This is a genomic window from Priestia sp. 10L35 (genome assembly GCF_056395685.1).
Window position 1 is genome coordinate 38,362 of the sequence record NZ_JBFTKA010000009.1, and the last position, 11,598, is coordinate 49,959.

The 11,598-nt window shown below is 38.6% G+C and carries 11 protein-coding genes; 3 read left to right on the forward strand and 8 right to left on the reverse strand.

Translation table 11 applies throughout. The features are described from left to right. Positions 1 to 209 precede the first annotated feature (209 nt). Positions 210 to 1,463 carry an ABC transporter permease gene (locus AC1DEF_RS24265; RefSeq protein WP_097825002.1) on the reverse strand — a complete coding sequence of 418 codons (1,254 nt, stop codon included), beginning with the start codon at positions 1,461 to 1,463 and terminating at the stop codon, positions 210 to 212. Then, positions 1,456 to 2,355: an ABC transporter ATP-binding protein gene (locus tag AC1DEF_RS24270; RefSeq protein ID WP_013081670.1), complete on the reverse strand. Its 900-nt coding sequence runs from the start codon at positions 2,353 to 2,355 to the stop codon at positions 1,456 to 1,458. The genes AC1DEF_RS24265 and AC1DEF_RS24270 overlap by 8 nt, the downstream gene beginning before the upstream one ends. A gap of 141 nt (positions 2,356 to 2,496) precedes the next feature. Between AC1DEF_RS24270 and AC1DEF_RS24275 the strand changes: the two genes are divergently transcribed. Then, positions 2,497 to 2,682 carry a YhzD family protein gene (locus tag AC1DEF_RS24275; protein ID WP_013055306.1) on the forward strand — a complete coding sequence of 62 codons (186 nt, stop codon included), beginning with the start codon at positions 2,497 to 2,499 and terminating at the stop codon, positions 2,680 to 2,682. Positions 2,683 to 2,722: 40 nt separating this feature from the next. Here AC1DEF_RS24275 and AC1DEF_RS24280 read toward each other — a convergent pair whose 3' ends face one another. From AC1DEF_RS24280 to AC1DEF_RS24305, 6 genes are all read right to left on the reverse strand, one after another. Beyond that, positions 2,723 to 2,995 carry an HU family DNA-binding protein gene (locus AC1DEF_RS24280; protein ID WP_013055305.1) on the reverse strand — a complete coding sequence of 91 codons (273 nt, stop codon included), beginning with the start codon at positions 2,993 to 2,995 and terminating at the stop codon, positions 2,723 to 2,725. Positions 2,996 to 3,107: 112 nt separating this feature from the next. Further along, a complete protein-coding gene (locus AC1DEF_RS24285) occupies positions 3,108 to 3,911 on the reverse strand; it encodes an enoyl-CoA hydratase (protein WP_097825001.1) in 804 nt (267 codons plus the stop codon). Positions 3,912 to 3,916: 5 nt separating this feature from the next. After that, positions 3,917 to 5,530 (reverse strand): long-chain fatty acid--CoA ligase, encoded by a 1,614-nt coding sequence (locus AC1DEF_RS24290; RefSeq protein ID WP_097825000.1) that lies wholly within the window; start codon positions 5,528 to 5,530, stop codon positions 3,917 to 3,919. Between the two features lie 116 nt (positions 5,531 to 5,646). Beyond that, positions 5,647 to 7,149, reverse strand: a complete 1,503-nt coding sequence (locus AC1DEF_RS24295; RefSeq protein WP_170943847.1) for a coproporphyrinogen III oxidase — start codon at positions 7,147 to 7,149, stop codon at positions 5,647 to 5,649. Between the two features lie 429 nt (positions 7,150 to 7,578). Then, positions 7,579 to 8,457 carry a Cof-type HAD-IIB family hydrolase gene (locus tag AC1DEF_RS24300; protein ID WP_013055300.1) on the reverse strand — a complete coding sequence of 293 codons (879 nt, stop codon included), beginning with the start codon at positions 8,455 to 8,457 and terminating at the stop codon, positions 7,579 to 7,581. A gap of 180 nt (positions 8,458 to 8,637) precedes the next feature. Continuing rightward, on the reverse strand, positions 8,638 to 8,988 hold the full coding sequence (locus tag AC1DEF_RS24305; protein WP_013055299.1) for a YlbF/YmcA family competence regulator: 351 nt from the start codon (positions 8,986 to 8,988) through the stop codon (positions 8,638 to 8,640). Positions 8,989 to 9,175: 187 nt separating this feature from the next. Here AC1DEF_RS24305 and AC1DEF_RS24310 point away from each other — a divergent pair, with 187 nt between their 5' ends. Together AC1DEF_RS24310 and AC1DEF_RS24315 are read left to right on the forward strand one after the other, a co-directional pair. Beyond that, complete coding sequence (locus AC1DEF_RS24310; RefSeq protein ID WP_097824999.1) at positions 9,176 to 10,519, forward strand: YheC/YheD family endospore coat-associated protein; 1,344 nt, start codon at positions 9,176 to 9,178, stop codon at positions 10,517 to 10,519. Next, the gene (locus tag AC1DEF_RS24315; RefSeq protein ID WP_255255801.1) at positions 10,516 to 11,598 is read left to right on the forward strand and encodes a YheC/YheD family endospore coat-associated protein; all 1,083 of its coding nucleotides are present in this window, start codon (positions 10,516 to 10,518) and stop codon (positions 11,596 to 11,598) included. Before AC1DEF_RS24310 ends, AC1DEF_RS24315 begins: the two co-directional genes overlap by 4 nt.

The window sequence follows — 11,598 nt, forward strand, 5'->3', positions numbered from 1 at the left end:
GCTCCTGCGGGGTCTCACCTATTCCGCTTTTCCCGCAGGGGTCTTCGTCTTGCTCTCCAATACACAGCTAGAAGCAGCCACATATATGAAAACTATGGTCACTATAGCAACAAAAAAATCCGAACGAGTTGGATTCTCCCTCAAGAATCTAGGTTGTTCGTTCGGATCTTCCTTCAACTAAACTACTTTTATCTCAGCCTCTCACTTCTTTATGTTTCTTTTTTCGTTAGCTGCAGCGCCTTTTTAATATCTTTAAAAGAGGTAGATTGCCCATACATAAGGACTCCTCCTTTATACACACGGGCACCAAATATAGCTAAAGCCGTAATCGTCACAACTAAAATCCCTATCGATACACTCACTTCCCACACAGGAACATTTAACATACCTACACGCAAAAACATAATCATCGGAGCAAAAAATGGGATAAAAGATGTGACCGTAATGATTGTGGTTTCAGGATCACCAAGTCCAAACATAGCAATTAAAAAAGCAGCCACAATCACAAGGGTCATAGGCGTAATCATTTGCTGTACATCTTCAATACGGCTCACAAGAGAACCTAAAAAAGCCGCGAGCGTAGCAAAAAGGAAGTACCCCAATATGAAGAAGACAAATGCATACACGAATGTAGTCAGCGGAACATCATTAAATCCGAGATAAGAAAAGATACCGTTATGATTTGTTTCCACACTGGCTTTTAACGATGTGTAGCCCACGCTCAGTATCACTGCAAGCTGTGTTAAGCTGAGCAGTGCAATTCCAATGATTTTAGCAAACATTTGTGTAATAGGTGATACGCTCGATACAAGGATCTCCATAACGCGGGATGATTTTTCAGTAGCTACTTCCATCGCAATCATGCTCCCATACATGATAACGGCAAAATAAATAACAAACAGCAGTACATATACAAGACCTCTTGCTTGATTTAGCTCTTGTTCTGTTTTGGCATTTTCAACTAACGCTTTCTTTTTAAATGAAACAGGGCTGTAAAGCTGATCAATTTGCTTTTCTTCTAAACCGATTTTTACTGTAGCCATAGCCACTTTTGTTTGCTGTACCGCCTGTTCTAAGGTAGAAGAAAGATTTGATTCGGCCAAAGAATTAGCTTTGTACACAGCTTGAGGCAGCTGCTTATCGTTTAAAGACAAGAGTAAATAGCTATCGAGCTCCCCGTTTTTTACCGCTTGTTTTGCCTTAGACTCAGACGTAAATTCTTTTAAATGAATGTCTTTATTCATGACATTTACATTTTGTTTGAACAATGTATATACGCTTTCCACTTCATAGATGACACCCACATTTGTTCCATTATCGTCTGAATTAAAAACGTCGATAATTTTCTCCATATTTGTAAGAGCAACTAGAATAAGAGCAGTAATAATCGTTGTAATAATAAAAGATTTTGTTTTTAATTTATTAAGATATGTATGAAAGACAATGACCCAAAATTTATTCATAGGAAGCACCTACCTTTTCAATGAAAATATCATTTAATGAAGGCTCTTCCACTGCGAATTTAGATACAAATGAAAAGTATTTAAGTTCTTGAAAAATGAGTTGTGATACGGATTCATGTTGAATTTGAACAATCATACCCTCAACCGTTTTTTTTACCTTTACAACGCCTTCAAGCTCTGTAATTCTCTCAAACGGACCTTTTCCGTGTACAATGACGTTTTTCTTTCCAAATGAACGTTTGATCTCGGGCAGCCTTCCATACACTACAGGCGTGCCATGATGCATAATACATAAATATTCACAAAGTTCTTCCACATGTTCCATTCGATGACTTGAAAAAACAATCGTCGTTCCGCGTTTTTTCAAATCAAGCACCGCTTCTTTTAATACCTCTACGTTTACAGGATCTAAGCCGCTAAAAGGTTCGTCTAAAATAAGCAGCTCGGGTCGATGAATAACAGAGGCAATAAATTGAATTTTTTGCTGATTTCCTTTGGATAGCTCTTCTACTTTTTTGGAAGCATATTGAGGAATATTGAATCGAGATAACCAGTGCTCCATTTCTTGCAGCACGTTCGCTTTTTTCATTCCGCGTAACCGTCCAAGGTATACAAGCTGATCTTTGACTTTTAATTTCGGATACAGTCCCCTTTCTTCTGGAAGGTAGCCAACTAGATGACTTCTACTGTAAGTTAAAGATTTATCATTCCATTGGATGTGACCTGAGGTTGGTTCAATGAGCCCTAAAATCATTCGAAACGTCGTCGTTTTGCCAGCACCGTTTGCACCTAAAAAACCGAACACTTCGCCTTTTGGAATTTGCAGGGATAGCTCGTTTACAGCTGTAAATTCACCGTACCTTTTTGAAACTTCACGGATAGAAAGAGACATTTAATTCCTCCTTTGTAAATAAACCTATGTTTATTGTATGGAAAAAAATGATATCTGTAAACCTTAGCAGGATTTAAGGGAATAGGACGAGAAATATGTTGAATACGCTTACAATTATACTATAAGAGGAGAGTAGATTTTATGAGTACTTACACATTAACCGCTTTTGAAAAGACTGGAGAAAAATTAATAGATGAAAGTTTTGAAGCAGCTTCTGAGACAGAAGCAAAGACTATCGGCACCAAGAAGTTAGAAGAGCTTTCCTATTTAGAAAAAACGCATCGATGCGTTAGCTCTAGCGGAAAACTTGTATTGTTTCATCGTTAATACAAAACGCCGGAAAGTTTTAGCTTTCCGGCGTTTTATATTACTTTACAGCTTCTTTTAGTTCTTTACCAGCTTTAAATGCCGGTACTTTTGATGCTGGAATTTGCATTTCTTCACCCGTTTGAGGGTTACGGCCTGTACGAGCAGCACGCTCGCGTACTTCAAATGTACCGAAGCCGATTAACTGAATTTTTTCACCTTCACCTAGCGTTGATGAAATTGTTTCTAGTAATGCATCAACTGCTTTAGATGCATCTGCTTTTGTTAACTCTGATTTTGTTGCCACTGCGTTTACTAAATCTGTTTTGTTCATTTCCAATCACCTCATTAGTTTCTACATTATCTTGTGTTACCACTGTTTTGCAACTTTTAAACATGCTCTATCAATATGATAGACAAAAATATTGGCTTTTAAACTAGTTCACTTAATTTTCGGAAATATCTTTTTCACTTTGATTAAAAACAGGCGCTCGCTTTTCCAGAAACGCACGTACACCTTCCTTATGATCCGAACTTCGGCTCATAGCAAACTGACTTTTTTTCTCAAGCGCAAGCACTTGCTTTAATTGTGAAACAGATGTCTCCACATAAATTCGCTTTGTTTCCTTCAAAGCACGTGAAGGTTTTTTTAGCCAATATGAGAGATAATCTTCTACATGCTTCGCCAAATCTCCTTCTTTTATTTCATCAATTATGCCAAATTGATGAGCTTCCTCTGCTTTTAACGTCTTTCCTTCCCAAATTAGCTGTTTTGCACGATGAGCACCGATGCGCTTTTCTAGTAAAAAGTGACCGCCTCCGTCTGGAATTAGAGCAATACCGATAAAGTTCATCGCAATTTTTGTGTGTCTTTCTGCAATAATATAATCAGAGGCAAGCGCGATGCTCAGCCCTAGCCCTGCTGCCGCACCGTGCAGTACACTTATCGTCATTTGAGGGAGGCTGTATAAAGTCAGCACGGCTTCATTAATCAAATCCATTACCTGCTCAAAACGTTCTGATTGTGAAGGTGACATCATCATATTAATATCTCCGCCTGCTGAAAATACTTTTCCGTTTCCTTTTACTATTAAAAAGTCCGCTTCACTTCCTTCGACAACTTTTAAACATTGAATAAACTGCTCTAGCACTTCTTCGTTTAATGCATTTAACGCATCCGGCCTGTTAAACGAAATTGTGGCGATACGCTCTTGCAAAACTAGTTCTACTACTTTTAATTCGACGGTCATCTTACTCACCCTTTCTGATAATGATTGAGGACTTGTTCACGAAGCGTACGTTTTAAGAACTTTCCTACCGTTGTCTTCGGGATCTCATCCATAAATAAAATGTCATCTGGAAGCCACCATTTTGCGAACTGCGGCGTTAAAAATTCGAGCAGCTCTTCTGACGAAACGATGCCTTTGTATGCATCTTTTAACACGACACAAGCCACTGGACGCTCTTGCCACACCTTATGAGGGACTGCTATTACACAGGCTTCGAAAACAGCTTCATGGGCAATAAGCGCGTTTTCTAGATCAACCGATGAAATCCATTCTCCTCCGCTTTTAATTAAATCTTTTGTTCGGTCTACGATTTTGATCGTTCCCTCTTCGTCAACCGTCACAATATCTCCGGTGTACAGCCAGCCGTCTTTAAACGTATCTTCTGTTCTTTTATCCTTGTAATATTCAGAAGCTACCCATGGGCCCTTTAGTAATAGCTCACCCATTTCCACTCCATCCCAAGCAATTTCTCCATTTTGACCTATTACTTTCATTTCAACGCCAGGAACTAAGAAACCTTGCTTAGCTTTTACGTTGAGCTGATACTCAAAGTCTTCGCTGTACTGATAGCTTTTTAAGCGGGAGACGGTCACCACAGGGCTTGTTTCTGTCATTCCGTATGCATGCATAAATTCAATTTGATATTTTTCTTGAAATTCTCGAATAACGCTTTTTGGGGCCGCTGATCCGCCGCATAAAATAGCTCGCAAACTATCGACTGCGTAAGGCCTGTTTTCTATCTCTTGTAAAAAGTTTAACCAAACGGTAGGAACAGCTGCAGCCAGAGTTACTTTCTCTTCTTCAATCAAAAAAGCAATCGTCTCTGAAGTACAAAAAGCACCCGGCAGCACGAGCTTTGTTCCAAACCAAACGGCAGCAAAAGGAATTCCCCATGCGTTCACGTGAAACATTGGAACGATAGGCATAGCGGTATCAGCTTCTGATAATCCAGCACTATCAGCAAGCCCTAGCGCCATACAGTGCAGATAAATAGCGCGATGAGAATATACAACGCCCTTTGGCTCTCCTGTAGTAGCAGAGGTATAACAAAGACCTGCTGGTTCTTCTTCGTTTAAATCTTGAACAAAAGAATGCGATGCATCCCCTTGCTTAATCCAATTTTCGTAATGATAAACTGGCAAGTCTGTTTCTGGCAGCTTATTTTCATCTGACATAATGATATAGGCTTCAACATGTGGAAGCTTTTGATGAATGCTTTCAAATAAAGGTAAAAAACATTCATCAAATAAAATGACTTTATCGCGTGCATGGTTAATGATGTATACAATTTGCTCAGGATCTAACCGGATATTGATGGTGTGAAGAACAGCGCCTATTCCGGGCACGGCAAAATAAGCTTCTAGATGTCTATGATGATTCCATGCAAACGTCCCGACTCTTTCTCCTCGCTTCACTCCAATTCGTTCTAGCATACTAGAGAGCTGCCGAGTCCGTTTTATTAACTGATTATAAGTTAAACGCTGAATTCCTTTTGAAGATTTAGAAATCACTTCTTTTTTACTAAACAGCTTTTCAGCTCTTTCCATCATAGATGGTACGGTTAACTGTACATTCATCATTAAGCGGCACCTCGCATCGCCATAATAAGAAAACGCTTACAACTTTTTTTATATATTCAACAGATTCCGACATTTCCCTGCCGAAAATAAAAAAAGATCACTAAAAAGTGATCTTTTTATTTCCTAAACAATTCATCTAAAATCTTGAGTTTCTCTTGTGTGTAGTGCTCGAATCCATCGTTGTACGATTTTGGGTCTTTTGGATTCGCAAACCTTGTGATAATGCCTGTTTCTGGATGCACGAACTTACTAGATGCCCCGCATCCAAGACCAATAATCGTCTGCTTTTCTTCCATGATCATAATATTGTACAGGCTCTCTTGACCGGGGAATGAATATCCAACGTTCTCTAAATTACCTAAAATATTTTTTTGGCGATATAAATAATAAGGTTCATACCCTTGTTCTTGAGTCCACTCAGTCGCTAAATCCATCATTTTACCAATTTCATAACGATCTGCCACTTTGTATTTCCGTTTATTTTGAGTCATTTCAGACGCGCGTTTAAATGATAGCGTATGAACCGTTAAAGATTCAGGAAGCAATTTTTTAGATTCGTCTAGCGTATGCTGAAATTCTTCTACACCTTCATTTGGAAGCCCAATAATTAAGTCCATGTTAATGTTATTCATCCCCATTTTTCGAGAAAGATGAAATTTATCAATAGTTTCTTCAACTGTATGATGACGTCCAATAGCTTTTAAGGTTTCTTGAATATAAGACTGCGGATTTACACTAATCCGGTCAATATTCCATTTGTTCAAAACAGCTAGCTTTTCTTCCGTAATCGTATCGGGTCTTCCTGCTTCTACCGTAATTTCCCGGATATTTTGTACATCCGGGAACGATTCATACATCTCTTCATACAGCATGTCCATTTCTTCAGCGGTAATGCTCGTTGGTGTGCCTCCACCATAATAGACGGTTGTAATCTTGACGTTATTGTCTTTTAGCCATTTTCCTACTTCACGCATCTCATAATGCAAGCCGCCTAAAAATGACGTAACGGATCCTTGACGTCCGTTAATTGCATAGGCTGGGAATGTACAGTATGCACACTTTGTCGGACAAAACGGAATGCCTATATAAATGCTTACCTCGTTCTTTAACTCATGTAAATCTGGAATAGCTGCTAGTTGACGATCCACAATATGCTGCATTAAATTAATTTTGTCATCGGTAATTAAATATTCTTCCTTTAGCTCACGATGGGCTTGTTCTTTACTTTTGCCTGACTGCAGTTTCATATGAAGCAGTTTCGTCGGACGAATACCGGTCAAAATACCCCATTTTTGAACAATGCTTGTATACTCCTGTAGCACAGATAAGTAGACGCGAAGCACCACATTTTTTATTTGCTTAAATTTTTCTTTTTCTGTTTCATACGGCGTAAACGATTTAGCAAGCTCTTCGGTAAACACCTTGTCCGTTTCAGCATCATGCAGCACTGCTTTCGCATAAATTTCTTCATGAACTTTTAGCTCTACTTCGACTTTCAGCTGAGCTTCGTTATCATCCTCAAAGGAGACATTGCTTTCTTCAAAAAACAAATCTGAAATTCGGTGAAGCGGACGTAAAAAACGCTCATCTTCTATACCTTTTATATAAATGTTCAATATAATCACCTTTCAAATCAATTCTATCTAAGTAATCAGTTTACAAAACCTACGTATGTCCGGTCAAGGTGCTCAGCTCAAGGGAATGCGCGGACAGGAAACAAACGGAAAAAGAGATTGAGCCATAGCTACATTAATTCAATCTAAAGACGAACAAATGAGATACATGAGCTGAACCGCTTGTTACACTTTGTTGATTTCGGTGCAAGGCTTTGCTTTCCGCGGGCGGGCGATGAGCCTTCTCGTCGCTTGCGCTTTTTGCTCAGAAGCCTTCGCCTTGCCCTCCAATCAACACGTACATATATGAAACCTACGTTCACTCTTCCAATAAAAAAATCCGAACGAATTGGATTCTCTATCAAGAATCTCGATTCATCGTTCGGATCTTCCTTCGGCTAAACTGCTTTTGTACTAGCCTCTTTTTTCCTTTATTTATTTTAAACGAAAGCTGTCAATTTGATGAAGATAACCAAGGCGCTGCTGCTTTCTAAATAGTTCTTTTACCATATAGGCTACACCATTTTCATTATTAGAACGAGTAACCCAATCCGCAAGCATTTTTAATTCTGTTGGTGAATTGCCCATGGCCACACCCATTCCCGCATGTTCAATCGTTTCTAAATCATCATAACAATTTCCAATTGCTACTACGTCTTCCATTGGTATCCCTAGACGATTTGCTACATAACGAACGCCGGCAGCTTTTGTGGCTCCTTTTGGCGTAATATAACATCTATTTTCATTTGGATACGAAAACCATTCAATATCTGGAACTGCACTAGCGATTGTTTGCTCGGCATATTCTTTTTCTCTACGATCTGCAAAATACACTTCTATTTTTGGCGTAGAAACAGGTTCATCACGAAGTGTATCTCCTAATGAATCTACGAACTGCACGGGATAAAAGAGCGGTTCTCCCGTTTTCAACACGCTTTTAGCTACGATATTATTAGGAAGCTTTACACGATTTCCAATTGAAAACCTTTCATGTAAAATGCGGACATGACAATTAAAATTTTCAAAAAGCTGAATGAGATTAAATGTTTTTTCCTCGCTAATTCTCTTATCTAGTATCGGTTTGTCTATCGATGTTCCGATAAAGGCACCGCTATGAGTAATGAGCATTGCTGGATGAACTTTAAGTGACCGAGCAATTTTTTTAGCAGACGGAAAATGCCTGTTTGTTACTAACGTAACGTAAACCCCTTTATTTTTAACGAATTGAATTGCGTCTTTCGTTTCTTTTGTAACGCGCCCTTGGCTATTTAAAATGGTTCCATCAATATTCAACGCTAGCAATCGATAAGCCATATGAGAACCCCTTCTTTCATAGATGTCTAATCCGTTAGGATACGGTTATAAATGACCTTTTCATGATAGTCGGCATGTGTAGCCTTGTTACTAAGCTTATGAGCAGAACTGCACAATTAGAAGGAATTTCCGCATAAAAAAAAGAGGAAAAGATTTCTCTTTTCCTCTTTCCTCTATCTCTTATTCAGCCGCACCGTAAAGTTCTTCAAGTGGCTTCATGATAATTTTGTTTAATTCACCAATTACCATGCTCATACGTTGCTCAGCTTCCATTAGCTTCGCGATATTTTGATCTTGCTGAACGATTGCAACTGTTTGTTGAGCTTGCTGAACTTCTTCTTCAGTGATTTCTTGGCCCATCATTTGCTTTTGTTGCAGCTCCATTTGCATTGTACGGAAACGCTCAAATAATTGTTTTGAACCTTGATCAGCGTTTACTGCTGCATATAAGTTTTTTAAGTTTGTGTAATCGTCGCTTTGACGAATTGCTTTTTCTAAATCATTTGCTACATCATGTAAGTTTACAGACACGTTAAGTTCCTCCTAATTAAGTTCTATAATTTCTTGACTTCCCTAACTATAACAAATTATTATATAAAATTCAGCTTAAGACCTTTATTTTCTTAGAAAACGATAAATTCTCTTCACAGATTGGGCTAATTCCTCATAGTATATATCAGCATTCGCCTACTAAAGGAAAGAAAAAGAGGATTCGTTTATGAATACTTTTACCATTTCTCTAAAACCACTAGAGAACCATATGAGCAGCGACATTTACATTAGTTCTGCTCTGTTCTCACGTGTGAAGTGCAAGCACGAGTTTACGTTAACAGTAGGTTCCATCAGGAAAGAAGTCGAAGCCACCGTGTTTCAGCATCGAGAATGCTGTTTCATGATGTCAGAAGCTCTATTTACAGACTTTCGCTTTCCGTATGAAACACATCAGCTGAGAGGCATTTATGAAGAGAACACGTTTAGGTTGGGACCCGTAATTAGCATCGTAACAGAAGTTCGAGAAGATGAAGAACTCTTTGGCTCCATTTCTGTATTTTGTAAGGAATTTGTTCAAGCTTGCAAGGAGTTAGGGTGTTTTTGCTATGTGAGCAAATTAAGCGACGTGAAGTCATTATCCCCTAAAGGATATGTTTATCGCGCTGATCGATGGGTTTATTCAGACGTTCCCTTTCCTGGAATCGTACACAATCGGATTCATGCCAGGAAAACGGAGCAAACCGCTGATTTTCAAACCTTTAAAACATTTTTAAAAGAACATGACGTTCCTTTCTTTAACGCACGCTACTTAAATAAATGGACGGTTTTTCAACAGCTTAAAGATGTCGTACACTTGCTTCCATATTTGCCAAAAACGTATCAGCTTCGTTCACGTCAAGATCTTCTTGACGCTTTGGAACTTCATGACGATGTTTTTTTGAAGCCTGTTCATGGTAGCCAAGGAAAAAATATTTTTAAAATTTCAAAAAAAGAGAAGTATATTTTAGACTATACAACGTTTACGCAGACATATGAAAAAGAATATGAATCTCTTTATGACTTATTTGAAACGCTTTATAGTCAATTAAAAAGGCAAGGATTTCTCATCCAAGAAGGAATTTCACTGCAGACATACAAACAGTGCCCTTTTGATTTCCGCATTCTCTGTCATAAAAAAGACGACTTGACGTGGAAAATCACGTCCATTGTCACACGTGTATCAAAACCCGGCAATTTCGTCTCAAATCTTGCCCGTGGAGGAGATATTCATCCTCCTCAGCAAGTGTTAACTCAGCTCTATGATTCAAAAACTACGCGCCATATCCTTTCACTTTTAAAAGAGATTGCGATTGAAATTTGCACGCAGCTTTCTCATCCGTCTGAACTTTATGCCGAATTCGGTATTGATTTAGCGATTGATCAAGAAGGAAAGCCTTGGATTATTGAAGTAAATGTCAAACCTTCCAAACAATCCGATTCAAGCGCTTTCTCTGTCCGTCCATCAACAAAAGCACTGCTTGATTATTGTCTGCATGCAACGAATTTTCAATTTCCCAAGGAGGATTTATGATGATTTCATTAGGCTTTTTGACGATTCACCCACAGCAAGAAGTGGAGTACGTGACCGAAATTGCTAAACATGCTTCTGAGTTTTCGATTGAAATATACCGTTTTACTCCTTTTAACATTCATCCTAACACCGAAAATATTGAAGGCTTCCGCTACGATTTACAACAAAAGAAATGGATAGAAGATTCCTTCTTACTTCCTTCGTTTATTTACGATCGCTGCTTTTATCGAAAAGACTCTCTGTCTAAAAAGGCTCGCCCTATTGTAAACTGGCTTAAACAGCGGGAAGATGTTACATTTTTAGGCCATGGATTACCCAATAAGCTAGATGTCTATGAAGTAATTAAAAAAGATAGCTATTTATCTTCATATATTCCTCCTACCACTCCAATCGAAAGTGTAGAGCAACTTGTTCAGCTGCTTCGAACAAACGATAGCCTAATGATTAAACCTGCCAACGGCTCACAAGGTAAAGGAATTGTGAAATTAAGACAGCGCGGACGTGAAATTGAAGCTTCTTATCAACAAAATGACATTGTAAATACCATTCTATTTTCCTCTTTTCAAGAGTTTAAGAACTGGTTTACGAAAACCACCCGTGATGTACTGTATATTGCTCAGCCCCATATTTCATTTTTCCCTTATGAACGCACTCCTTTTGATATAAGACTGCTATTACAAAAAGGAAACGATGGTGCTTGGAAAGAAATTGGAAGAGGCATTAGACAAGGTGAACGGGACTCTATCGTAACAAATGTAAGTTCAGGAGCATCTATTGTACCTTTTGAGAACTTGCTGCCTCGCATCCCTCGCGTTCATCGTCAATATGTAATGGATGAAATCAACACCATTTGTAAAACGATTCCGTCCGTGCTGGAAAATCACTTTACTTCTCTTTTTGAATTAGGTATTGATTTATGTATCTCGAGAGACTTCAGCATCTGGATTCTAGATTTAAATTCGAAACCGGGAAGAAAAATAGTAATGGAAACAGCACCTGAACAAAAAGAAGTCATGTATAAAAATGTCCTGTCTTACTGCGTCTATTTAGCTAACACACTATCGTATCGTAAGGAGTAA

Coding starts and splice junctions, on each gene's coding strand:
- AC1DEF_RS24280 (WP_013055305.1), bottom strand. CDS start 2,995: ATGAACAAAACAGATTTAGTAAACGCAGTGGCAACAAAATCAGAGTTA.
- AC1DEF_RS24315 (WP_255255801.1), top strand. CDS start 10,516: ATGATGATTTCATTAGGCTTTTTGACGATTCACCCACAGCAAGAAGTG.
- AC1DEF_RS24300 (WP_013055300.1), bottom strand. CDS start 8,457: ATGGCTTATCGATTGCTAGCGTTGAATATTGATGGAACCATTTTAAAT.
- AC1DEF_RS24275 (WP_013055306.1), top strand. CDS start 2,497: ATGAGTACTTACACATTAACCGCTTTTGAAAAGACTGGAGAAAAATTA.
- AC1DEF_RS24290 (WP_097825000.1), bottom strand. CDS start 5,530: ATGATGAATGTACAGTTAACCGTACCATCTATGATGGAAAGAGCTGAA.
- AC1DEF_RS24265 (WP_097825002.1), bottom strand. CDS start 1,463: ATGAATAAATTTTGGGTCATTGTCTTTCATACATATCTTAATAAATTA.
- AC1DEF_RS24285 (WP_097825001.1), bottom strand. CDS start 3,911: ATGACCGTCGAATTAAAAGTAGTAGAACTAGTTTTGCAAGAGCGTATC.
- AC1DEF_RS24270 (WP_013081670.1), bottom strand. CDS start 2,355: ATGTCTCTTTCTATCCGTGAAGTTTCAAAAAGGTACGGTGAATTTACA.
- AC1DEF_RS24310 (WP_097824999.1), top strand. CDS start 9,176: ATGAATACTTTTACCATTTCTCTAAAACCACTAGAGAACCATATGAGC.